The following is a 21658-nucleotide window of genomic DNA, read 5'->3' as shown; positions in this document are numbered from 1 at the left end:
GTTCATGGGTTGAAAAAGAACTGTTGCCGCCCGTCGGCCGCGGCGTGGCGCAAGACATGCGCATCGCGGACGCGCCGAGTGTAGCCGATGCGGTCGAAAAATTCGAGGATCTGGATCGCCACCTTGCGCCCGCCGCCGATGCCGTCGCGCAGGCGGGCCGCGCGGGCGGCGCCGTCCTCGGCACAGAGGTCGGCGACGCGCCGGGCGAGGTCGGCGACGGCGCGGGCGTGGAAGTAGTGGTCGTGGGCGACGGGATAGACTTCGCCGACCCGCGCCGCGCGTTTCATCACCGTGCGCACGGTGTCCTCGGGCAGGCCGGTGTCCCGCGCAATGTCGCGCACGCGCGGGGGGTTGCAGGGCTGGACGGTGAGCAGCGGCATCATCCTTTCCCACAGTTCGCGGTCCTGCGGCGCGAGCCGGACCTGGTGTTCCGGCAGATGCAGCCAGGCGCCCGTCTGCGCGACGCGTGCCTGCGCCAGGAGTTCGGCCAGCAGCGCGTCGAAGGCCGGGCGCGCCAGCGCGGGCAGGGTCAGGCGGCGCAGGCGGTCGCGCTCGACGCCGGGCATGTCGGTCTGGCGCTGGTGCTCGGCGGCCAGAGCGTCGACCACGTCGTCGCCGAGCCGCCGCCAGCGCGCCGGCGAGAACGCGGTGCCGGCCACCACGCGCAGGTCGAGCGCGCGGCAGAGCGCGGCGAGTTCGTCGTCGCCGAGATTGAAGCCGAGCGCCAGGCGGTCGAGGTCGGCGCCGGCGGGGCATTGCGCGGTCAGCGCGGCCAGGGCTTGGCCGGGGTCGCCGGTGGCCTGGGCAGCCAGGAGTTCCAGGCGTTCTGGACTGCGTTTTTTACGGGTCGGCGGAAAGACGTCGATCACCGTGCCGCCGCCCAGGGTCGTGCGCGCGGCCGCGTCGCGCAGGACGACACGATCGCCGATCAGTACGCTCACGTCGCGTTCGAGCGCCAGCTCCGCGAAGCCGGTCTCGCCGGGGCCGAGCGTTTCCGCCGTGAGCAGCGCGACCTGGCCGGTGACGTCGTCGGCGCCCAGGTGGCAATGCACGTGCGTCCAGTGCCGCAGCGGCGGCTGCGACGGCAGCACTCGCAGCGACACGGCGAAGCGCCGCTGCGGCCGATGCAACGCGGGGTCGAGAAGCCACATGCCGCGTTCCACATCGTTCTTCTCCACGCCGGCCGGCGCCAGGGCGATGCGCTGTCCCGCCCGGCCCTGCTCGGCGGGTTCGCCCTGCACGCGCAGGCTGCGCACGCGCACGGGCCGCCCGTTGGGGGAAAGCATCAGGCGCGCGTCGACGCGGACGCTGCCGGAGGAGGCTGTGCCGGTCACCACCGTGCCAGCGCCGCTCAGGGTGAACACCCGGTCCACCGCGAGGCGGAAACGCCCCGAGCATGCCTGCGCCGTCCGCGTTCGGGCGGTCTGTTCGAGATGCGCGCGCAGCGCGTCGATGCCGGTGCCGGCGAGCGAGTTGACCGGGAAGACGGGCGCCGGGGCGAGCGCGCCGCCGGCCAGCAGCGCGCGGATTTCACCGATTGCTGCGTCCCGGCGCGCCGGGTTGACGAGGCCGGTCTTGGTCAGCGCGACGGCGCCCGCGCGGATGCCGAGCAGGTCGATGATCTCCAGGTGTTCGCGAGTCTGCGGCATCGGGCCGTCGTCGGCGGCGACGACGAGCAGGGCGAAGTCGATGCCCGTGGCGCCGGCCAGCATGTTGTGGATCAGCTTTTCGTGGCCGGGAACGTCGACGAAGCCGAGCACCGGGTCCGCGCCGCCGGGGTCAGGCAGGCGGCGGTAGGCGTAGCCGAGGTCGAGGGTGATGCCGCGCTCCTTCTCTTCCCGCAGGCGGTCGCAGTCGGTGCCGGTCAGGGCCTTGATCAGCGCGGTCTTGCCGTGGTCGATGTGGCCGGCGGTGCCGACGATCATGGCGCGCCTCCGCTTTCGGCCAGCAGGCGCGGTAGCGCGGCCAGTTGCGCGACGAAGGCGGCCTCGTCGGGTTCTTCGAGGCAGCGCGCGTCGAGCCACAGGGCGTCGTCGCGCACGTGCCCGATCACCGGCCTGGGCAGGCGGCGCAGGGCGTCCTCCAGCCGCCGTAGGGTCTTGCCCGGATGCTTTCCGGGCGGCTGCAGGACCAGCGCGGCGGATGGCAGCCGTTCGACCGGCAGCGCGCCGCTGCCGATCTGGCTCAGGCAGGGCTCGCAGGCGACCGCCACGAGGTTACCCAACGCGGCCTGCAAGGGCGGAACGAGGCGGGCGGCGGCAGCCGCGACGGCGGATTCCGGGCGGGTCAGCAGGCGCAGCGTGGGCAGGCGTTGCGTCAGGGTTGCCGGGTCGCGGTAGAGGCGCAGGGTGGCTTCGAGGGCGGCGAGCGTGGTCTTGTTGACGCGCAGCGCGCGCTTCAGTGGGTTCTTCTTGATGCGTTCGATCAATGCCGCGCGCCCGACGATGATTCCCGCCTGCGGTCCGCCCAGCAGCTTGTCGCCGGAGAAGGTCACGAGGTCGGCGCCGGCGGCCAGGGACTGTTGGGGTGTGGGCTCCGGCGGCAGCCCGTAGGCGGCGAAGTCGACCAGCGTGCCGCTGCCCAGGTCGACCAGCAGCGGCAGGTTCCTGGCGTGGCCGAGGGCGGCGACGTCCGCCTCGGCGACCGCGTGGGTGAAGCCGGAAATGGCGTAGTTGCTGGTGTGCACCTTCATCAGCAGGGCGGTCTTCGGGCCGATCGCCTCGGCGTAGTCCCGCGCGTGGGTGCGGTTGGTGGTGCCGACTTCGACGAGCCGGGCCTGCGCGCGGCGCATCACGTCGGGGATGCGGAAGGCGCCGCCGATCTCGACGAGTTCGCCGCGCGAGACGATCGCTTCCTTGCCGCGCGCCAGCGAATTCAGGGCGAGCAGCACCGCCGCCGCGTTGTTGTTGACCACGGTGGCGGCGAAATCCGGCGCGCCGACGCCGACCAGTTCCAGCAGCAGCGGCGCGAACAGGTCGTCGCGGTCGCCGCGCGCGCCGGATTCCAGGTCGTATTCCAGGGCGCAGGGGCTGCGCGCCGCGTCGGCCATCAGGGCGATGGCCTCGTCCGCCAGTTGGGCACGGCCGAGGTTGGTGTGCAGCACGGTGCCGGTCAGGTTGAACACCGGCCGCAGGTTGGGGCGCGCCGCGCGGGCGACGCGGGATGCGACGGCCAGCAGCAATTCCGCCTCGTCCGGCGTAGGCAGGCCGTTGCGCGCACCGGCGCGGCCGGCCGCCAGTTCGGCGCGGATGCAGGCGGTGACGAGGGGGCGGCCGTGATCGGCGACGAGCGCGCCGCTGCGCTGCAGCAGGCGGTTGACCGAGGGAAGCTGGATTGTCTTGTTCATGTTTTCACCCGGACCGGGCAGAAAAGTTCGATCAGAGGCGCCGGCGGGCTGCATGCCGGCGCCGTTTTTTATCTCTAGGTCATGCACCCGCTCCGCCGAGCAGGAGCAGGTTGGGGCCGCTCCTTGAATAGCCGGCCTCGTCGACCAGCAGGTCCAGCGATACGGTCGCCAGATCGTCGGCCACCGGGTCGACGTCCGGGTCCTTTTCCTGCGCGAAGATCTTCAGGTAGCTGCGGCAGTGGTCGCAGCATTCCGCCCGCACCGCGCCGTCGCCGTTCTCGATCTGCCGGTAGCTGATGGCCCGGTCGGTGGCGCAGGCGGTGCAGGTGGCGCGCGGCACGTTCCACTCGGTGTTGCAGAGCGAGCAGTGCAGGTAGCGCAGGTTGTTGACCTGGGCCGAGGTTCTGAGGACGCTGCCGACGGGCGGGCTGCCGCAGGCGGGGCACCGGTCGGGCGCGTCGGGGCGCGGCAGCGCGTTCGCGTCGAGGCGGCTGGCGAGCACGGTCCACACGGTCTGCAGGGCGGCGGCGACCAGCGTGCATTCGGGCAGCGCTGCGGGATCGGGACGCCCGTCGACGAGCGCGCCGGCCAGAGCGTCGAGCCGTTCCGGGGCAAGCGTTCGGAAGGCGGCGATGCGCGCCCGCATCGACTGCGGGGAAGCGTCGGCCAGCGAGGCGGCGATATGTCGGGCGACGTCGATCCAGACGGCGGGGCGGGGGTAGGACGCGGCGTCGAGCGGGGTAACCCCTCCCCCTTCAAGGGGGAGGTTGGGTGGGGGATGGGGTGTCACGGGCCACGTTGGCTCGACCCTCATTCGCACCCCATCCCCACCCCAGCCCTCCCCTTGAAGGGGAGGGAGAGGCAGGTCCGGCGCGATCGAGAGGCAGCCTTCGTGCTGCGCCCCGGTCAGGCGCCCGAGATAGGCCAGCCAGTCGCCGAGGGCATGGCCGGGGGCGAGCGCGGCGAACCGCGCCTGCCGCCGCGCGAACAGCCGCTTCGCGTCCGGCAGCAGGATGCCCGGCGGGAGGTTGACGGAGGAGAGGGGTTCGATCGATCGCGTCATCGCCATGCCAGCCTCAAAAAAACGACCCGCCGCACTGTTCGCGAGTCGCGCTGGAGGAGCGGATCATCGCCCGGTCATCTGCCGGTACCAGGCGCGGTGGTGCTGCTTGGCCCAGGCCCGCGTGACCGTGCCGTACCACATGGCCCGGATGGTGTTCTTGGTCCAGATCGCCGCGTACACGTGCACGATGGCGATCATGATCATGACGATCGCCGCCGCCGCGTGCACGACCACCGCCACCCGCACCACGCCGACGGGGAAGTCGAAGTAGCTGCGCCACATGACCAGCCCCGAGCAGACCAGCGCCGGGATGCATACGGCCATGCCCCAGAAGACGATTTTCTGGCCGCCGTTGTACTTGCCCTGTTCGGGCATGTTGTGGTCGTTGCCGTCGATCATTTCCCGGATGCGCAGCAGCCATTCCACGTCGGTGCGCGTCATGACGTTCAGCCGCCAGAAGCGGAAGAACATCATGACGAAGGCCAGGGCGAGGATCACCCCGATGAAGGGATGCAGAATCCGCGCCCAGACGCCGCCGCCGAACAGCAGGGTGAGCGGGTAGAACGCCGGGTGGAAGAAGGCCAGCCCGGAGAGCATGAGCAGGATGAAGCAGATGCCCGTCACCCAGTGGTTGGCGCGTTCGGCCGCGGTGTAGCGTTGCAGGTCTTTTGGGTCCCGGATCATGGCGTCCCCTCCTTTTCAACCTCTTTTTCCACCTCTTTCTCGATCTCCCTGGAGACTTCGTTCGGTCCCTTGATCACGTAGTGGAACAGGCTGCCGAGCGCCACCAGCCCCAGCGCCGCCGTGGCCAGCGGCTTGGCCGCGCCTTTCCACAGCGCGACCAGCGGGCTGATGCCGGGGTCCGGCGGCAGGCCGGCGTACAGCCCCGGCTTGTCGGCGTGGTGCAGCACGTACATCACGTGGGTGCCGCTAACGCCCGGCGGGTCGTACAGCCCGGCATTGGCGTAGCCGCGCTCCTTCAGGTCGGCGACGCGCTTGCCGGCGTAGTCTTTCATGTCCTCCTTGCCGCCGAACTGGATGGCGCCGGTCGGGCAGGCCTTGACGCACGCCGGCGCCTGGTTGACCGCCAGGCGGTCCGAGCACAGGGTGCATTTGTAGGCCTTGCCGTCCGTCCTGGAGATGCGCGGGATGTTGAACGGACAGCCGGTGACGCAGTAGCCGCAGCCGATGCAGTTCTCCTGCTGGAAGTCGACCACGCCGTTGGCGTACTGGATGATCGCGCCGGGCGCCGGACAGGACTTGAGACAGCCCGGATCGGAGCAGTGCATGCAGCCGTCCTTGCGGATCAGCCACTCCAGCCGGTTGTCCTGTTCGACCTCGGCGAAGCGCATGACGGTCCACGAGTGCTCGGTGAGGTCGGTCGGGTTGTCGTAGACGCCGACGTTGTGGCCGACCTCGTCGCGCAGGTCGTTCCATTCCATGCAGGCGACCTGGCAGGCCTTGCAGCCGATGCAGACCGAAACGTCGATGAGCTTGGCGACCTCCAGGGTCTGGCGCGCCTGCGGAGCGGGCGTGGTGGTCGCCGAACGCTGCTTGATGTCGAGCGATTGCAGTGCCATGTCACGCCTCCTGATGAGCCGCCTCGAAGGAGGCGTGGCCCCCTCGGGGGGCAGCGAACGTAGTGAGTATGGGGGTCGTCATGGTGCCTCCTACGCTTTCTCGATGTTCACCAGGAACGCCTTGTATTCCGGCGTCTGGGTGTTGGCGTCGCCGACGAACGGGGTCAGGGTGTTGGTGATGAAGCCCGCCCGCGTCGCCCCCTTGAATCCGAAGTGGATCGGAATGCCGACGGTGTGCACCTTCCTGCCGTCGATTTCCAGCGCCTTGATGCGCTTGGTCACCACGGCGACGGCCTTGATGAAGCCCCGGTTCGAACGCACCTTGACCCGGTCGCCGGCCACGATGCCCTTCTCCTTCGCCAGTTCCTCGCCGATCTCCACGAAGTGCTCCGGCTGCATGATCGCGTTGATCCGCGACTGCTTGGTCCAGAAGTGGAAATGCTCGGTCAGGCGGTAGGTGGTGGCGACGTGGGGGAATTCCGTGGCCTTGCCGAACGCCTCCATGTCGCCCTTGTACACCCGCGCCGCGGGATTGCTGAGCGCCTTGGGATTGTCCGGGTGCAGCGGATTGGCCGCGAGCGGCGTCTCGAACGGCTCGTAGTGCTCGGGGAACGGCCCTTCGGCCATCAGGTCCCGGCTGAACAGGCGGGCGACGCCTTCCGGGTTCATGATGAACGGCATGACGTTCTCCTCGGGCGCCGCGTCCGGACGCATGTCCGGAATGTCGTTGCCGCCCCACGCCTTGCCCGCCCAGCGCAGCACCGCGCGCTTGGCGTCCCACGGCTTGCCCGCCGGATCGCAGGAGGCGCGGTTGTAGAGGATGCGCCGGTTGGCCGGCCAGGCGAAGCCCCAGTTCAGGGTCTGGCCGAGGCCGGACGGGTCGCTGTTGTCGCGCCGGGCCGAATTGTTGCCGGCCTGCGACCAGACGCCGCAATAGATCCAGTTGCCGCAGGTCGTCGAACCGTCGTCGCGCAGCATGGCGAAGCCCGGCAACTGCTCGCCGGCCTTGACCAGCACCTTGGCGGCGTCCTTCGGATCGGTCACGTCGGCCAGCGCCCGGCCGTTGTACTCCATCATCAGCTCTTCGGGCGAGGGCTTGTTGGGGATGCGGTACGCCCAGGTCAGTTTCTGGATCGGCTCGGCGAACGCGCCGCCGTCCTTGGCGTACATCTCCTTCAGCTTCAGGAACAGCGTCGCCAGGATCTCGGTGTCGTCCCTGGCGTCGCCCGGCCCGTCCGCCGCCTTCCAGCGCCACTGGATGACGCGGCCGGAATTGGTGAAGCTGCCGGCGGTCTCCGCGAACAGCGTGCTCGGCAGGCGGAAGACCTCGGTCTGGATCTTGGCGGGATCGACCTCGTTGAACTCGCCGTAGGGCTTCCAGAACTCGGACGTGTCCGTCGCCAGCGGGTCCATCACCACCATGTACTTCAGCTTCGCCAGCGCATCGCCGACCTTGCGCTTGTTGGCCACCGAGGCGAGCGGGTTGAAGCCCTGGCAGAGGAAGCCGTTGATCTTGCCCTGGTACATCTCGTCGAAGATCGACAGCACGTCGGAGGCGCCGGCCAGCTTCGGCATGTAGTCGAAGGCGAAGCCGTTGTCCCGGGTCGCCGCGTCGCCCCACCAGGCTTTTTGCAGGCTGACGTACCACTTCGGGAAGTTCTGGTAGAAGTTCATCTGGCCGGGGCGCAGCGCCTTGGTCGTCTTCTTCTCCAGGAAGCTCGGCAGGTCCTTGTCGGCGTCCGTCGGCGCGGCGAGGTAACCGGGAAGCTGCTGGGCGTACAGGGCGAAATCGGTGATGCCCTGCACGTTGGCGTGCCCGCGCAGCGCGTTGATGCCGCCGCCGGCCATGCCCATGTTGCCGAGCAGCAGCTGGATGATCGCCATGCAGCGGATGTTCTGCGAGCCGACCGAATGCTCGGTCCAGCCCAGCGCGTACAGGCTGGTCATCGTCCTGTCCGGCGCGGCCGTCCCGGCGATGTACTCGCAGACCTTGAGGAAGGCGTCCTTCGGCGTGCCGCAGACCTTGCCGACCATTTCCGGCGTGTAGCGCGCGTAGTGCGCCTTCATCAACTGCCAAACGCAGTTCGGGTCCTGCCAGCTTTCATCGACCTTGGCGAAGCCGTTCACGTCGAGCTGGTAGGCCCAGGTCGACTTGTCGTAGCCGCGCTTCTCCTCGTTGTAGCCGGAGAAAATCCCGTCCTCGAACTTGAAACCCGGATCGACCAGGAACGAGGCGTTGGTGTACGCCTTGACGTAGTCGTGATGGATCTTGTCGTTCGCGATCAGGTAGTTGATGACACCGCCGAGAAAGGCGATGTCCGATCCCGGACGCAGCGGCGCGTAGAAGTCGGCCACCGACGCCGTGCGGTTGAAGCGCGGATCGACCACCACCAGCTTGGCCTTGCGCGTCTTCTTGGCCTCGATCGCCCATTTGAAGCCGCACGGATGCGCCTCGGCCGGGTTGCCGCCCATGACGAAGATCAGATCGGTGTTCTTGATGTTGACCCAGTGATTGGTCATCGAACCACGCCCGAAACTCGGAGCCAGACTGGCCACCGTGGGAGCGTGTCAGATGCGCGCCTGGGTGTCGATCGAGGTCATACCCAACGCGCGAATCGTCTTCACGGTCAGGTAACCGGTCTCGTTGGGTGCCGCGGAGGAAGCGAGGAAAGCGGTGGTCGGCCAGCGGTTGACGGTCAGGCCGTCCGCGTTCCGCGCCACGAAATTGGCGTCGCGGTCGGCCTTCATGTGTTTGGCGACGCGCTCGAACGCCTCGTCCCAGGAAATCTTCTTCCATTCGCTGGAACCGGGCTCGCGCACCTCCGGCCACTTCAGGCGGTTGGCGCTCTGCACCATGTCGCGCAGGCCCGCGCCCTTCGGGCACAGCGTGCCGCGATTGACCGGGTTGTCCGGGTCGCCCTCGATATGGATGATCTCGGCGCGCGTATTTTTCGACTTGTCGCCGGTGGAGTAGATGAGCACCCCGCAGGAAACCGAACAATAGGGGCAGGTGTTGCGGGTTTCGGTGGCGCGGGTCAGCTTGAAGGTCCTAGCCTCGGCCAGGGCCGCCGTCGGCGAGAAACCCATCATGGCGACGGAGGACCCGCCGAGCCCCGCAGTGCATACTCTGAAAAACTGTCGCCGTGTCACGTTCATCGAGTCTTCTCCTTATCGGTTACGACCTTGAACCACGCCTGAAACAATCAACAGATGTAACGCAACTTCAGAAGCCCATTCTAGAAGCTGATTTGGAATCAATCCAGCCCGACGCATCGGGCAGGCGCCGCGCTCCGGTCAGGTGGCGCGCTTGGCGGCCAGCCGGGCGTCGAATCTCTCGCGGTCGATGACGAAGCGCTCGTGGCGTCCGCGCGCGATGCATTCCTTGCCGTCGTGCGCCTCGACCTCGAAGACGAGTTTCTTCCCTTCCACCGCCACCAGTTCGACGCGGGCGGTGACCGTAAAGCCCGCGGGCGTGGCGGCTTCGTGGCTGATGTCGATGCGCGTGCCGACCGTCTGTTCGCGCGGCGCGTCGAGATGGGGATTGACCGCCTTGATGCAGGCCCATTCGAGCAGCCCGACCAGGAAGCCGGTGGCAAAGACCTCCGGCATGACGCGGAACTCCTCGGCCTCCGGATAGAGCGCCGGGACGGTCTTGGAAGGCGGCACGGCGAACACGTGAGTGCAGGCGATGCCAGGGCGCAGCGTGTCTTTCATGGGGGCTCCGGGGATGAAATCGGTGGCGGCGCCGACATTCTACGCATCGGCCAGAAATGCGGGATGGTGCGTGACGGCACCGCGCGGCGTCTCTTCCCGCAGCGGCAGGCAGAGCACGTACTCGGGCGGGACGCCCTCGATCCGCAGCCCGCCGTCGTGCCGGAAGCTGAAGCGCCGGTAGTAGCCGGGCGGGCCGACCAGCACGCAGCCTGCGCCGCCGAGCCGGCGGATTTCCCCGATGCCGGCCCAGACGAGCCGCGACCCGATGCCTTCCCTCTGCCGTTCGGGGAGAACCGCCAGCGGGCCGAGGATGAACCAGCTGCGCGACTCGCCGTCGATCAGCGCCGGGGAAAAGGCGATGTGGCCGACGACCTCTCCCCGATCCTCGGCGACGAGCGAGAGCGTGAGCGCGCCCGCATTGCGCAGCGCGGCCACGATCAGGTGCTCGGTCTGCCGGCTGTGCGGGTGGTCGGCGAAGGCCACGATGTTGATGCGCGCGATCGCCGTGTGGTCGGCGGCGATTTCGGGACGGATGAGCATTGCCCGCTCCAGCGTGGATGGCGAAGTGCGGGATTCTATGCCTTCGCCGCGGCGCTGCAAGGCGTTCCGTCAGACGTCGCCGGGGCGTCGTCGGTCCGGACCGCGTGGCGCATGTACTTCACGGAGAACGGCAGGTGCGGAAAGCGCTTCGTCTCGCCGTCGACGAACCCCAGCGCGCGGTACCAGCGCTGCAGGTCGGCGTGTTCGCCGATGACGCCGATGCTGACGGCCGGGATGGCCGCCGCGCGTGCGAGCCCGATCACGTGGGCGACCAGCGCCGCGCCGATCCCGCGCCGCCGGTATGCCGGCAGCACCGACAGGCGGTTCAGGTAGGCCAGTTGAGCGTCCACCGTCTCGTAGGCCACGCAGGCGACCGGCGCGCCGGCGTCGACGAAGACGAAATAGCGTTCGCCGCGCGCCAGGTCGGCCTCGACCCACTGCGGAGTGCATAACGAAGGATGCTTCGCGCAGTTCTCCGCGGTGAGGCCGAAGCGCGCGGCAACGTCCCGGTTCGACTCGGCGATGATCCGGGCGATAGTGGCGGCTTCGTCGCGGAAGGCTTCGCGGATGGGCATGGCGGTGTCCCGGCGTGAGCGTGGAGGTGGATGGTCAGGCGCTACGGGCGCGCCGTCTTTGCACGAGAGCGTGCGCCATGATCGCCACCACGGCGACGTTGACGGCGAGGACGATGCCGCCCATAAGGGAGGGTTTGCGCACCAGTTCGGCGATCTCGATCGGAACGTACAGGCTGCCGCTCAGCGCGGCCAGCCATTCGGACCAGGCGCGTTCGCGGTACAGGCCGTAGGCTTCGACGAGCCGGACCAGCGCATAGGCCGCGGCGCCCGCGGCCAGCCAGAGCAGGCGGGTCTGCGGCAGGTGCGCGACGGCGTCCAGAAAAATGTGCGGATACTTGGAGGCCGGGTTCAGATGAGAGTAATGCACCAGTTGCGCCGCCAGATCGTTGAGATTCTTGTGGATGAGCGCCAGCAGGCCGGTCGCCGCCGCCAGGACGACCACACCTTTGAAGGCCTCGACGAAGGCGATGGCCCGGATGGCCCGCCGCGACGAGGAAGATGGAATGCCTGAGGTCATCGTGGGCATGTCGTTGCAGGGAAACGCTGGCATTGTACGACCGGGTGGCCGTGCATGGCGCGGCCTGGACGAATGCGGGACTATTGATCAACCTCCTTATTATTTGGGGAAGTTCATATCTGAGGTGTTAGGCGGCGTAGATGCAATCAGCCTCCAGTGTTGCAGTGCGTGCCACAGGAGACCGGAAGGAACCGGTGCTGCGCGGCGTTTTATCGCGCAGCGTCCAGCGACCGCAGTGAAGGGCACCGCGCGGAGCGGCAAGCTTGGAGATCTGCCGGTTGACTGGCGTCCCTCACGATTTCCCGGTTAGCCCTGTTTGGTGAGTGCAAGGCGAACTCCAAGGTAGATAAAGACCGCGCCAACGCTCCGTCCAAGCCAAGTAGCTATATGACGACCGACGCGGAAAGAGCTTAGACGAGCAGCGGCCCACGCCAAAAAGAGGCACCAGAGCGTGCCATTGAAATTGAAGATAACGCCCAGAAAAAAGAAGGCGAGCGGCTTGTTGGGGGCCGATGGATCAATGAACTGTGGCACGAAGGCCAGGAAGAACAGAGCGACCTTCGGGTTCAGGACGTTGGTGAGGAAACCCTGCGTGAAGACGGTACGCAAGGGCGCGGCGGCAACGGTGCCCAAGGACTGCGCCAGAGCCGGGCGAGTGCGGAGAAGCGATAGCCCGACATAAACGAGATAGGCGGCACCCACCAGCTTGACGAAAGTAAATGCGGCGGTGGAAGTGGCGAGAACTGCCGATAGCCCTAAAGCGGCAGCAAAGATGTGAACGTAACAACCGAGACCGATGCCGAGGGCGGCGACAACACCAGCCTTGACGCCTTGAGTAATGCTACGGGTAGCTATGTAGAGCGAGTCAGCCCCAGGCGTGATGTTGAGCAGCAGGCCGGATACGACGAATAGAGCGAGATCGTGAGTGCCGAGCATGACAGGGCTAACGACAAAGCTCAGCGGCATTTGACGCAGACGGCCGTGTGCGGATGGCTGAGTCAAATGTCCGTTGGAGGGAATGGTTCGGCGGCAGCGCTCTCATAGAGTTTTCTCCATAAAGACGTTGAAGTCGGTAGCGTCATAGTTGCCAAATGGGCCACACCAGTTGAAGCCGTTACGGAGATACAGCGAGTGGGCGGCAGCGAATGCTGGGCCTGTTCCAGTTTCAAGGTACAGACGCTTGTACTTTCTGCTGCGCGCCATGCGTAGGATTTCGTTGAGAACCGTCTGAGCAACGCCTTTTCGAAGGAAAGCGGCCCGTGTCCGCATGGACTTGATCTCACCGCTTGAACTGTCGAGCTCTCTGAGCGCCCCGCAACCACAGAGGCTCTGGCCGCACCACGCGGACCAAAACGTGATGTCGGACTGGCGCAAGCTATCGAGCGCGAGCGCTTTGACGTGACCCGGAGGCGAATTGGTGTTCATGCCTGCGAGGTGTTCTGTGATCAAAGCCTGCACCGCAGGCGAAGACAAATCGTCAACTCGGGTCTCGATGTGCATGGTGTTCATCCTTGAATCTGCCGCCTAACGTGAATTAAACGGCGCGCCGCTTACGGCGCGTCCGAGCGACCGGAGGGAGCGTTTTTAAATGTGGTGTTAGGTGTGCTCAGGGCTGCTACCAAACTTCGATAGAAGGGGTGAATTCCCCTTTTTTGTCTGTATGCCATGCGCGCATCTTGATGCGTGACGGAATGAAGCTGTCACCCTTGTACTTAGGTTCGACTGTGAGCTTGTTGATTTGCCCCTCACCTACAAACCGAACAAGAGTACCGGTGAGACGGTTCTTGATTTCTGAAATGCTAGGAGGAACAAATACCGAGTTTTGCGGGATGTCTTTCCCTCCAAACTCGCTTGGGAAAAGTAGAATTTTCTCGAGCTTTCCGTGCGCGTGAAGCGCTTCTGCTTTTTCTCGGCTGGTTACATCAGAGAAATCGAGGCCGGTGCCTGCGTGCACAGTAGTTACTCCAAGACAGATGAGCGGTAGAGGAAGTAGTTTCTTCATGGATACACCTAACGCCTGAATTAGGCCGCGCCGCGAAGCGGCGTCGGCTTGAATGAATTGTTAGCCTTGCCCGCCAGAAACTTGATGGACGAATTCAACGCCCAGCAGGTTTGCCAGCGGAAGAAGGTCTGAGGGCATGCTGCCACCCAGCACAAGAATGGCCCTAGAATTCTGAGGGCGACGCTCAGCCAGCAACGCCGCATCAAGTACTGCACGATATTTGACGCATTGGAAGATGCCACGGGTGATATCGGCCTCGCTTGATATGGCGGATTTCACCTCGACCGCTACCCAAAGAGACTTGGCTTGGAAAGACACATCAAGGCAGTCGCCGGAAGGCAATGGAACTTCAGTTTCCCCTTTAGATGTTGAGGCTGGCAGGCCGACCACTAAAGGGTTAGCGGCGACAAACTCCTTTAGTTTCCTGTGCTCGACACTCTCGCCACCTCCACGGTAAGAGGAAGCCGCCCGTACCGCGCCAGTGAAGTTTGTCTCAACGGGGGTTAGATCAAGCTCTGAAAGCAGGTTGCACCATAGTGGATAGTCATAGACTCGTTGAAGTTGCGTTTGAACGACCTCTCTTCGTCTCTTCAATGGAAGTGACGAGAAGTCATCCATCTTTATGTCGAACCAACCGATTCCCTCTCCCGGGAAGCCGGTAGCCTTATTGACCACCAGACACTGGATTGGGGGAATAGGCTCGTTCTTTTGCCGCGAAATATGTTGAATCGTTTGTCCGATGCAACCAAGCACATAGTTTAGGTTGCGCGGATTCGACATGCCAAGTTCGCGTGCCAACGAGGAATAGAAAATTGGCGTAGCTGCTTCAGCTTGTCTCACCAAGAGCGGAAACGCAGATCGCGCGCGCTCCTGATACAGCTTGTCGCCAAACATTGGCGCTGCAATTGTGGCCGTTGCCATAATCTCTCCAGGTAAGGCTAACACCCAAACTCAGCCGCGGCCTTGACGACGCGAAGCGGCGGCAAGGACGTCGGCTGGAGTGCCTTGTTGGGCAACTTCACATGTCTGCCCTTCAGCAGTAACTTCCAGAGACAAGTACCTAAACTGAGAAGCATTGGAACCTGCGATCTCTGAGTATGGAAGCCATTTAATTGGATAACTTCTTTCTAAATCTATAGGAGATTCTCTCCTTTTTATGCTGCCTACACCAGCATGTGCCGCCCAACCCAACTGCCCCGACAGGACGCGATTATCAAGAAGCTGAAAATCAGCATCAATCGGATTTATACCTCTTCTCTGCGTCCAATATCTTCTGTCATTACTTAGCATGATTGCGTACCCCAAAGCAGGCTTAGTGCTATTTACAAATGACTCTACTCTGGAGATATCCTTCAAGAAGTCATATGAGCCTTGATCTTGAGCACCTTGCGTTTTGAGATTGAACGTTTCTCCCTTGTGCTCAATAGATATATTTATCGTCCTGTACTTAAGCTCAAAGAAGATTGTGGTTCTGCCCTTACGAGCCAAGAGATCAATGAAGGCCCTAGATTGGGACTTGTAGTTCGCTGGTACTTCTAATCTGATCTCAAGGCTAGGGTCCAAAGCATGAAGTTCCCATGCCAGTGCATGTTGAAAGTCCGCTTCGGAATGGAATATTGGCCGTCTTGTGGCCAGATTCCGCATCACTGAATGAATGTCAATGGAAGACACTGATGGAAGATCCTCTGTTTCTGGCCCAACGCCAAGTTAACCGGCAGAACGGAGCCGGCCTGCCGGCGAAGTGGTTTGCAGCGGGGAGCAAAATTTGCGAAGTAAATGCCCCTCTGCAAGCTGTCCGCGTTGAACGCTTGGTTAGGCTTTCTCATTGAGATGGGATTTTTTTAATTAATTTTTGCACTTCATTGACCTTAAAGTAACCGCCTTGACTATCGCCATTCTTGTAAAGTTCGTAAGCCTCATTAAAAAGTACAGTACATGCCTCATACACGACTTTCTTGCGATTTATGTAGGAAAGTCCTTCGTAAAGTCCTTTGAAAGCTAGGTCAAGTGACCACTGATACTCCGGATCTACCCCCTCTCGCGCTGGGAATTGGTCGGGTGCGCACATGCCTACGAAGCCAACATAATCTTTAAAGCTATGTAAGTCTGAAAATGGAAACTTTGCCATTGGAGCGCCTAACGTTTGACGTGAGGGGCGGCCGGAGCCGAAGGCGAAGGGAACCGCAAGCGCAGCTTGCGGACATCCCTCTCGACGGAATTGTTAGGCATATTTTTCCGGGTTCTGCCGGTAGTTCCACTTGCCTTCGGCTTGGGTTCGCACCTTTTTGCTTTTGTCGTCCTTGAGCAACGCATATACCTCCGTGCATGTGGCCTCTGGCAGATCAATGATGTGACAGGCGACCCGATAACGTACTTCTGCATCAGGATGTTTTGCGAGATCAATCCATACGTGACCAACGGATGGGTAATACTTTTGCACTTTCAAAAGCCACGTGCCTGCCGCATCCCAAATGTCGCGCCTTCCCTCTATGATCGCAGAGGTTAGGACGGTCTCGACATCCTCCACGGACGATTTTCCTTCCAGCAAATCGTGAACTGCGTTCTACGACAGCGACGATCATTCCCGCCTTTTCCGGGCCTCCGTGCCGCCGAAGCACTACGTCAGTTTCGGTTTTTCGGCCAAATGTGAACATGGGCATTTGCTGTATGCCTAACGAATGAAAGGGACTTCCCCGTCCCGAGGGAGCGGAATTGAAGCCGCGCGGCAACGAAGTGCCAAAATGGTGATGTCGAAGTCGTCCATTTGAAACCACGAAAGTGGAAGTCCATGAGCATTATTACGGTTGGGGTCGATCTTGCCAAGAACGTGTTTGCGATTCATGGAGTGGATAATCTAGGGAAGGCGGTGTTGGTCAAGCCGAAGGTAGCAAGAGAGCACCTGCTGCGGCTCCCTCGCACAGGCGACTTATGCTATTCAAGCACTCACGAACAATTGTCACCTTCGGTTTTGGTGATTCGGACTGAGCTTGGAGAGTATCGATTTCAGCTTTAATTTCTTGCCAAGCCAGATCGCTATGGTTTGTGGTGGCAATAAGAGTGGATGCAACTTCAACGAACTTTCGCAGTTCTTCGATGGCTCCAACTTCAAAGGAAATGGTTGATGTTTGGGTGCTGTTAATTGTGCCTTGCTGTATCGATGAACCCACCATTTGATTTACATAGAGCACATTCACAGGCATGAAGTGTGATGTTGGTTCGTTCGGCTTGGAGAATGCCCCCTCAACTTCCACAACGCCTGCATGTTTTATGCGAAGCAGTGCAGGAATTCCCATCGAAACTCGCTTTGTTTCGACAAGGTACTCGCCCTCCAGATAGTCTATGGCGGTCTTAAACTGATCTGTATCTGAGATGCCACAGGCCTCGGCCAGAACTCCTCCATTAATGTACTGGTGCTGATCTCCGCCAGAGAGTTCATACAACTTGTGGAGGAGACTAAGGCGTGTCTTCTGTTTTTCTTTCAGCATGTCATGCATATGGGCTCCAGTGAGGTATAACGTTAGAGGTAAGGGGCGCGGAGCCGGCTCGCCGGCGGAGCGTCCCTCTTGACCGAAGTGTTAGGTGCTACAGTGAATACCAAGACGCACCTTTGCTGCATAGGAAAGATAGAGCTGCTGTAAGTCATAAGATATTTGAGATACCGTTTTTTGAAGAGTGTCGGGTTCGTAGCCATCCAACTCTCGACTAACAATCCAACCCATCGTCAGTTTTTCCAGGCGATCGGGCGAATCCTGTCCATCCACCACAGCAGCACAGTATCGAAGCTAGGCAAGAACAGAGTCTCGCCACAGTAGCTCGGGAGGAAGTTTTTCAATTTCGCTCTCGGCCCATTGAATCGAAGAACGGAGATCCATAGTACCTAACGTGGAAGTAACCGGCGCTACGCGGTTTTATTGCGCAGCGTCCGGTTGACTGCCGGGTTGGGGGCGATTTTTCCACTCTTCGACGCGAGCCTGTGAGTGTTGGACTGCTTCGGCTGAAAACAGGTCTGGATGACGCACAACTACTAATTCAAAAGCGTAATCCTCTAGGCCCATATTGAGAAGCTCTGTGAAGCCGATGGTTTCGGTATCTCGATTCACGGCACGTTCGACTGCGCCAATGATTCCGTGACGCTCGATCATCTGCCAAGTGCGAGACGCCCGCGTATTTTTTCCGTTTTTCGCGGACAAAACCCGTTCATAGGCATATACAGCCTCAAGGCACTCTTTCTCAACTTCGGTGGTTGCCCCATATTGTTCAGCCCGAAGTTCAAGCGCCCGCTTGCGTGCGGCCACCGCAAGATCTGGGCGACCGCGCTCCGTGACGTTCTTCTCGAACACCGCACACTCCTGCGGTGTTTTCAGTTTTTGGACTCGTTCGGTCATAGGTGATGTGGAAGCCCCTAACGAAGCTAACCGGCGTGCGGCTCTTGCCGCGCGTCCGGGTTGAGCGCCTTGTTAGAGCGCCGCTTCAGCAGAAAATAAGACATGATAGAAAATAGGATGGCGAACTGGAGCCATGCGGAAAATGAAAAAAGCAGTACCGTAGCCGGGCCGCCGCCCTCAGGAAGGACTGAATATAGAAAACTTGAAGGAAGCACCCAGAAAAGAAGTGTTGCGGTAGGAGTTCCGGACAAAACGACAAGGCCGGTAAGCCAAGAAAAATTAAGCAAGAAGACAACAGCGAGACAGATGGTGCTTGAGACAGCACCCAGACTGGCTGCAAAGAAAGTAGTGGTCCCTGATCGCACGCTTGTCGCTCTAACGGCCTAGGTAAGCCGCCCGCTGTAGGCGGGTCGGCTTGAGCGCCGGGTTAGACCCAACGCATGAATAAGTTTGGATAAAAAAAGACTACTCAATTCTTGATTGGATCAGTGTGATTAAAGTCGCTGCTTGCTCAGGGCTGGAAAGCCCAACGCGCGGCCAAATATATTGCTGGTTCATCTGTACGGAACGGCCTGTTTGCTGTTTCCATACCTGAACAAGAGCGCGAAACTCGGACTCGGAAGTTCCGAGACGGTGTGCCATTGAAACAATGTGAAATGCTACTTCTGTCTGGTTTCCGGCGGCAATGTCTCTGTGGTAAACGGTGACTTTACCTTTAGTTGCCGATGTAAAACGTGCACCATTGCCACTAGTAAGTAACTGAGGCCGTCCTAAAAGTGTCGATAGCCCACTGATTGTTGCGAGATAAGTTTCGTTTTCCATCCCTCTCTCCTTAAGGACTAACGATTGAGTTCAGCGGCCGGCGAAGCCGGTCCGCTGGAATGACAGGTTAGATGACATGTTTATCGCTCCCGAAATGCCCGCCTGGGCGCGGTGATGCCGAACAATTCTTCGCGCTGCTTCTCAAGCCACACCAGCCGCTTGAAATACGATTTCCGCCCTTGAGAAGTGCCACCGTTCTCCGCGCCCCACACGCAACGCTGAATCTCGGACTCGAACTCTTCTTGCGACATTGCAGCCGCTTCGTCGCTGTGATCCAGCATGCCCGAACGAGATCTGCGCTTCATGTCACCTAACGTTCAAGGTAACCGGCCTTGCGCGGCTTTATGCGCAAGGTCCGGTTGACCGCAGGGTTCGGCGTCATTTGCGCGACCATATAGGTTCAATCGTGCGGCTAAGAACAAGCTTATACAGCGCGAGATTGGCTTCGTGAATTGCTACGGTAGCCCTTCTTAGGTCTGCAACCGTTACGGTTTCAACGCCCACTTTGACGGAACCGCGAGCAGTGCCCTTCGCCATCTGCACTTTACCGAGTTCAGGGTTTAGCGCCATACCGTAGTGCATGTAGTCATTCCGGAGCTTTTGAGCTTGGCGCAGCTGCTGGACTACAGCCCCATACCCCTTGAGATTCGGAAACTCGTTAAGCAACTGCTCACAGAGCGCAGCCAACATATCTAGTCGTTGCGGAAAGCTTGAATGGGTGACGAGAATGAATGCTTTGGGGTCGAATAGGTCGTTGAAACCCGCTAGCTTCCCGATACACGTGTTCAGGAAAGACTCAAGCGTTGCCCAAAGTGCGCAAACGCGACCAAGCTCCAGAAGGTAAGCATCCGGCAACGGCCAGCCATCAAAGTTGAGTCGGAGCAACTGATCGTTTTTCATGGTGCCGAACGTTAAGTATGGCCAATGACGGAAAACTTTTCGTCATGACGTATAAAATGGTAAATTATGCTGTATATAAATACAGTTGTATATGATAAGATCAATTCAATCATGGAGTTGTTCGATATTTAATAGAGCCTAAAATGCCAGAAAAACCGTCATTTGTCGCCCCCATTTCGCCGCCAAGATTGCTGGATCAGGTCCGGGCACGAATTCGTTTCAAGCACTACAGCATGCGTACCGAGCAGGCGTACGGCGACTGGATTAAACGATTTGTCCGGCATTTTGGCAAGCGGCATCCGCGGGAAATGGGTGTGGAGGAGGTGCAGTCGTTTCTGTCGCATCTTGCGGTGGAGGGGAGAGTCGCGGCATCGACTCAGAACCAGGCCAAGAGCGCCTTGCTGTTTCTTTACAAGGAGGTGCTTGGCGTCGAATTGCCGTGGCTGGACAAGATCGAGGCCGCCAAGACATCCAGGCGGTTGCCGGTGGTGTTGACGCATGGTGAGGTTGCCGCGGTGCTGTCCAGCATGGAAGGCACCGCCGGTCTCGTTGCGCGCCTGCTGTATGGAACAGGCATGCGCATCATGGAAGGTTTGCGTCTGCGGGTGAAGGACGTCGACTTCGGGCGTGGTGAAATCCTGGTACGCGACGGCAAGGGGGCAAAGGATCGGGTGACGATGCTGCCGGTCGCGCTTGAATCGGAATTGCGCGAACATCTGGTGCGGGTGCGCGAGTTGCACCGTCGGGATCTGGCGGCCGGCCACGGCGAGGTGTACTTGCCCTACGCACTGGACCGCAAGTATCCGTCGGCCGGGCGGGAATGGGGCTGGCAGTACGTTTTTCCGTCGGCCGGGCTGTCGGTCGACCCGCGTTCAGGAGCGGTGCGCCGCCACCACATGATGGATCAGTCGGTGCAAAGGGCGATTCGGCAGGCCGTGCGCAATACCGGGATCGACAAGCCCGCCACACCGCATACCTTGCGACACTCCTTCGCCGCCCACCTGCTGAAGTCAAGCTACGACATCCGCACGGTCCAGGAATTGCTCGGGCATTCGGACGTGTCGACCACGATGATCTACACGCACGTGCTGAATCGCGGCGGGCGCGGGTGGCAGGTCCGCTGGATCGATTGGCCGCCGCGTGATCGGCTCCGGCGCTACTCCGCCGGCACCAGGAAATCCCGGCCGATGCCGTCGCCGAGTTCGTAGATGCGATCCATGAAATCCGTCAGGTATTCGTGCAGGCCGTCCTTGAGGATGTCGTCGATGCGCGCGTAGTGGATGTGCGCGTGCAGGATGCCGGCGAGGCGTTCGGTTTCGGCGGACTGGCCGTTCTTGATCGCTTCAAGGACGCGCACCACACCGCGCATGCAGGCGTGCAGCGAGCGCGGCATGTCCAGCCGCAGCATCAGAAGTTCGGCGACGCGCGCCGGGGTGATGACGTCGCGGTAAACCTTGCGGTAGACCTCGAAGGCGGACAGCGAGCGCAGCAGGGCGCCCCATTGGTAGAAATCGCTGGTTTCCTCGTCGTCGCCGTCCAGCACGTGGTACTTCACGTCGAGGATGCGCGCGGTGTTGTCGGCGCGTTCGAGGTAGCCGCCGAGACGGATGAAGTGGTGCGCCTCGTCCTGCAGCATGGTGCCGAAGGTGACGCCCCGGATCACCGCCGAGCGCAGCTTGACCCATTCGAAGAACTGGCCGATGCCGGCGGTCGTGATCTGCTCGAAGCGCTGGCCGCGCACTTCGATCCAGGTCATGTTGCAGCTTTCCCAGGTTTCCGCGGTCAGCGTGCCGCGCACGGCGTGGGCGTTCTCGCGCGCGGCGCGCAGGCAGCTGTAGATCGAGGAGACGTTGTTCGGGTCCATGACCATGAAGCGCAGGACGTTTTCCGCGTTGATCTCGTCGTAGGACTCGGCGAACCGGGCTTCCAGGCTGTTCAGCGCGAGAATCGCGCCCCAGTTCTGGTTCTCGGCCTCGACGGATTTCGGGACCAGCGACATCTGGTGGGTGACGTCGAGCAGGCGGGCCAGGTTCTCGGCGCGCTCGGTGTAGCGCGACATCCAGTAGAGGTGGTCGGCGGTGCGGCTCAGCATGTCCTTCTCCCGTCCCTAGCGTCCAGTCATATGGAAAACAGAGGATAACCACGTCATGCCGGCGTAAGCCGGAATCCGGCGGTGCGTCGCTGGATTCAGGATCAGGCCCGGAATGACGGATT

Annotated in this window: 25 protein-coding genes and 1 pseudogene; 2 read left to right on the top strand and 24 right to left on the bottom strand. The window is 61.8% G+C overall.

Annotated features, from left to right (window positions below; all coding sequences use genetic code 11):
• Positions 1-2: 2 nt before the first annotated feature.
• The 17 genes from selB to QM701_RS09380 form a co-directional block, all read right to left on the bottom strand.
• The gene (selB, locus tag QM701_RS09460; RefSeq protein WP_415166819.1) at positions 3-1925 is read right to left on the bottom strand and encodes a selenocysteine-specific translation elongation factor; all 1923 of its coding nucleotides are present in this window, start codon (positions 1923-1925) and stop codon (positions 3-5) included.
• Entirely contained in the window at positions 1922-3346 is a 1425-nt protein-coding gene (gene selA / locus QM701_RS09455) for an L-seryl-tRNA(Sec) selenium transferase (protein WP_415166818.1), read from the bottom strand. The genes selB and selA overlap by 4 nt, the downstream gene beginning before the upstream one ends.
• A 79-nt stretch (positions 3347-3425) precedes the next feature.
• On the bottom strand, positions 3426-4409 hold the full coding sequence (locus QM701_RS09450) for a formate dehydrogenase accessory protein FdhE (protein WP_415169371.1): 984 nt from the start codon (positions 4407-4409) through the stop codon (positions 3426-3428).
• Positions 4410-4472: 63 nt separating this feature from the next.
• Positions 4473-5093 (bottom strand): formate dehydrogenase subunit gamma, encoded by a 621-nt coding sequence (locus QM701_RS09445; protein WP_415166817.1) that lies wholly within the window; start codon positions 5091-5093, stop codon positions 4473-4475.
• On the bottom strand, positions 5090-5989 hold the full coding sequence (gene fdxH, locus QM701_RS09440) for a formate dehydrogenase subunit beta (RefSeq protein WP_415166816.1): 900 nt from the start codon (positions 5987-5989) through the stop codon (positions 5090-5092). Before fdxH ends, QM701_RS09445 begins: the two co-directional genes overlap by 4 nt.
• 90 nt (positions 5990-6079) lie before the next feature.
• Positions 6080-9145: a formate dehydrogenase-N subunit alpha gene (gene fdnG, locus QM701_RS09435; RefSeq protein ID WP_415166815.1), complete on the bottom strand. Its 3066-nt coding sequence runs from the start codon at positions 9143-9145 to the stop codon at positions 6080-6082.
• A 138-nt stretch (positions 9146-9283) separates the two neighbouring features.
• Entirely contained in the window at positions 9284-9703 is a 420-nt protein-coding gene (locus QM701_RS09430) for a thioesterase family protein (RefSeq protein ID WP_415166814.1), read from the bottom strand.
• Between the two features lie 39 nt (positions 9704-9742).
• On the bottom strand, positions 9743-10243 hold the full coding sequence (locus QM701_RS09425; protein ID WP_415166813.1) for a GNAT family N-acetyltransferase: 501 nt from the start codon (positions 10241-10243) through the stop codon (positions 9743-9745).
• 35 nt (positions 10244-10278) lie between these two features.
• Positions 10279-10818: a GNAT family N-acetyltransferase gene (locus QM701_RS09420; RefSeq protein WP_415166812.1), complete on the bottom strand. Its 540-nt coding sequence runs from the start codon at positions 10816-10818 to the stop codon at positions 10279-10281.
• Between the two features lie 34 nt (positions 10819-10852).
• Positions 10853-11335 (bottom strand): DUF2127 domain-containing protein, encoded by a 483-nt coding sequence (locus QM701_RS09415; protein WP_415166811.1) that lies wholly within the window; start codon positions 11333-11335, stop codon positions 10853-10855.
• Between the two features lie 306 nt (positions 11336-11641).
• Positions 11642-12301: a LysE family translocator gene (locus QM701_RS09410; protein WP_415166810.1), complete on the bottom strand. Its 660-nt coding sequence runs from the start codon at positions 12299-12301 to the stop codon at positions 11642-11644.
• Positions 12302-12373: 72 nt separating this feature from the next.
• A complete protein-coding gene (locus QM701_RS09405; protein ID WP_415166809.1) occupies positions 12374-12835 on the bottom strand; it encodes a GNAT family N-acetyltransferase in 462 nt (153 codons plus the stop codon).
• A 115-nt stretch (positions 12836-12950) separates the two neighbouring features.
• A complete protein-coding gene (locus QM701_RS09400) occupies positions 12951-13337 on the bottom strand; it encodes a hypothetical protein (RefSeq protein WP_415166808.1) in 387 nt (128 codons plus the stop codon).
• 60 nt (positions 13338-13397) lie between these two features.
• Complete coding sequence (locus tag QM701_RS09395) at positions 13398-14258, bottom strand: hypothetical protein (RefSeq protein ID WP_415166807.1); 861 nt, start codon at positions 14256-14258, stop codon at positions 13398-13400.
• A gap of 30 nt (positions 14259-14288) precedes the next feature.
• On the bottom strand, positions 14289-15008 hold the full coding sequence (locus QM701_RS09390; protein ID WP_415166806.1) for a hypothetical protein: 720 nt from the start codon (positions 15006-15008) through the stop codon (positions 14289-14291).
• A gap of 151 nt (positions 15009-15159) precedes the next feature.
• Positions 15160-15465 (bottom strand): hypothetical protein, encoded by a 306-nt coding sequence (locus tag QM701_RS09385; protein ID WP_415166805.1) that lies wholly within the window; start codon positions 15463-15465, stop codon positions 15160-15162.
• Between the two features lie 93 nt (positions 15466-15558).
• On the bottom strand, positions 15559-15864 hold the full coding sequence (locus tag QM701_RS09380; RefSeq protein ID WP_415166804.1) for a hypothetical protein: 306 nt from the start codon (positions 15862-15864) through the stop codon (positions 15559-15561).
• A 261-nt stretch (positions 15865-16125) separates the two neighbouring features.
• Here QM701_RS09380 and QM701_RS09375 point away from each other — a divergent pair.
• Positions 16126-16248 (top strand): annotated as a pseudogene (locus tag QM701_RS09375) (IS110 family transposase); the annotation flags it as partial.
• On the opposite strand, the gene QM701_RS09370 reads toward QM701_RS09375, so the two are convergent.
• The 6 genes from QM701_RS09370 to QM701_RS09345 form a co-directional block, all read right to left on the bottom strand.
• The gene (locus tag QM701_RS09370; protein ID WP_415169452.1) at positions 16211-16831 is read right to left on the bottom strand and encodes a hypothetical protein; all 621 of its coding nucleotides are present in this window, start codon (positions 16829-16831) and stop codon (positions 16211-16213) included. The pseudogene QM701_RS09375 and the gene QM701_RS09370 overlap by 38 nt on opposite strands.
• 414 nt (positions 16832-17245) lie before the next feature.
• Positions 17246-17677 carry a hypothetical protein gene (locus QM701_RS09365; RefSeq protein WP_415166803.1) on the bottom strand — a complete coding sequence of 144 codons (432 nt, stop codon included), beginning with the start codon at positions 17675-17677 and terminating at the stop codon, positions 17246-17248.
• Positions 17678-18097: 420 nt separating this feature from the next.
• The gene (locus QM701_RS09360; RefSeq protein ID WP_415169370.1) at positions 18098-18178 is read right to left on the bottom strand and encodes a DUF1010 domain-containing protein; all 81 of its coding nucleotides are present in this window, start codon (positions 18176-18178) and stop codon (positions 18098-18100) included.
• Between the two features lie 9 nt (positions 18179-18187).
• The gene (locus tag QM701_RS09355; RefSeq protein ID WP_415166802.1) at positions 18188-18544 is read right to left on the bottom strand and encodes a hypothetical protein; all 357 of its coding nucleotides are present in this window, start codon (positions 18542-18544) and stop codon (positions 18188-18190) included.
• 80 nt (positions 18545-18624) lie between these two features.
• The gene (locus QM701_RS09350) at positions 18625-18849 is read right to left on the bottom strand and encodes a hypothetical protein (RefSeq protein ID WP_415166801.1); all 225 of its coding nucleotides are present in this window, start codon (positions 18847-18849) and stop codon (positions 18625-18627) included.
• Between the two features lie 73 nt (positions 18850-18922).
• A complete protein-coding gene (locus QM701_RS09345) occupies positions 18923-19444 on the bottom strand; it encodes a hypothetical protein (RefSeq protein ID WP_415166800.1) in 522 nt (173 codons plus the stop codon).
• A 143-nt stretch (positions 19445-19587) separates the two neighbouring features.
• Between QM701_RS09345 and QM701_RS09340 the strand changes: the two genes are divergently transcribed.
• Positions 19588-20652, top strand: a complete 1065-nt coding sequence (locus QM701_RS09340; protein ID WP_415166799.1) for an integron integrase — start codon at positions 19588-19590, stop codon at positions 20650-20652.
• Here QM701_RS09340 and QM701_RS09335 read toward each other — a convergent pair.
• Positions 20601-21536, bottom strand: a complete 936-nt coding sequence (locus QM701_RS09335) for an alpha-E domain-containing protein (RefSeq protein ID WP_415166798.1) — start codon at positions 21534-21536, stop codon at positions 20601-20603. The genes QM701_RS09340 and QM701_RS09335 overlap by 52 nt on opposite strands.
• Between the last annotated feature and the right edge of the window lie 122 nt (positions 21537-21658).

Origin of the sequence: Propionivibrio sp., assembly GCF_047602565.1 — a bacterium.
Taxonomy (GTDB): Bacteria; Pseudomonadota; Gammaproteobacteria; order Burkholderiales; family Rhodocyclaceae; genus Propionivibrio.
Note: the sequence above shows the minus strand (reverse complement) of the source record. Positions and strands in the feature narration are given on the sequence as shown.

Excerpts from the sequence above, each read along its gene's own strand:
- selB (WP_415166819.1), bottom strand. The coding sequence starts at position 1,925 with ATGATCGTCGGCACCGCCGGCCACATCGACCACGGCAAGACCGCGCTG.
- selA (WP_415166818.1), bottom strand. The coding sequence starts at position 3,346 with ATGAACAAGACAATCCAGCTTCCCTCGGTCAACCGCCTGCTGCAGCGC.
- QM701_RS09450 (WP_415169371.1), bottom strand. The coding sequence starts at position 4,409 with ATGACGCGATCGATCGAACCCCTCTCCTCCGTCAACCTCCCGCCGGGC.
- QM701_RS09445 (WP_415166817.1), bottom strand. The coding sequence starts at position 5,093 with ATGATCCGGGACCCAAAAGACCTGCAACGCTACACCGCGGCCGAACGC.
- fdxH (WP_415166816.1), bottom strand. The coding sequence starts at position 5,989 with ATGGCACTGCAATCGCTCGACATCAAGCAGCGTTCGGCGACCACCACG.
- QM701_RS09430 (WP_415166814.1), bottom strand. The coding sequence starts at position 9,703 with ATGAAAGACACGCTGCGCCCTGGCATCGCCTGCACTCACGTGTTCGCC.
- QM701_RS09425 (WP_415166813.1), bottom strand. The coding sequence starts at position 10,243 with ATGCTCATCCGTCCCGAAATCGCCGCCGACCACACGGCGATCGCGCGC.
- QM701_RS09420 (WP_415166812.1), bottom strand. The coding sequence starts at position 10,818 with ATGCCCATCCGCGAAGCCTTCCGCGACGAAGCCGCCACTATCGCCCGG.
- QM701_RS09415 (WP_415166811.1), bottom strand. The coding sequence starts at position 11,335 with ATGACCTCAGGCATTCCATCTTCCTCGTCGCGGCGGGCCATCCGGGCC.
- QM701_RS09410 (WP_415166810.1), bottom strand. The coding sequence starts at position 12,301 with ATGCCGCTGAGCTTTGTCGTTAGCCCTGTCATGCTCGGCACTCACGAT.
- QM701_RS09405 (WP_415166809.1), bottom strand. The coding sequence starts at position 12,835 with ATGCACATCGAGACCCGAGTTGACGATTTGTCTTCGCCTGCGGTGCAG.
- QM701_RS09400 (WP_415166808.1), bottom strand. The coding sequence starts at position 13,337 with ATGAAGAAACTACTTCCTCTACCGCTCATCTGTCTTGGAGTAACTACT.
- QM701_RS09395 (WP_415166807.1), bottom strand. The coding sequence starts at position 14,258 with ATGGCAACGGCCACAATTGCAGCGCCAATGTTTGGCGACAAGCTGTAT.
- QM701_RS09385 (WP_415166805.1), bottom strand. The coding sequence starts at position 15,465 with ATGGCAAAGTTTCCATTTTCAGACTTACATAGCTTTAAAGATTATGTT.
- QM701_RS09370 (WP_415169452.1), bottom strand. The coding sequence starts at position 16,831 with ATGCATGACATGCTGAAAGAAAAACAGAAGACACGCCTTAGTCTCCTC.
- QM701_RS09355 (WP_415166802.1), bottom strand. The coding sequence starts at position 18,544 with ATGGAAAACGAAACTTATCTCGCAACAATCAGTGGGCTATCGACACTT.
- QM701_RS09350 (WP_415166801.1), bottom strand. The coding sequence starts at position 18,849 with ATGAAGCGCAGATCTCGTTCGGGCATGCTGGATCACAGCGACGAAGCG.
- QM701_RS09345 (WP_415166800.1), bottom strand. The coding sequence starts at position 19,444 with ATGAAAAACGATCAGTTGCTCCGACTCAACTTTGATGGCTGGCCGTTG.
- QM701_RS09340 (WP_415166799.1), top strand. The coding sequence starts at position 19,588 with ATGCCAGAAAAACCGTCATTTGTCGCCCCCATTTCGCCGCCAAGATTG.
- QM701_RS09335 (WP_415166798.1), bottom strand. The coding sequence starts at position 21,536 with ATGCTGAGCCGCACCGCCGACCACCTCTACTGGATGTCGCGCTACACC.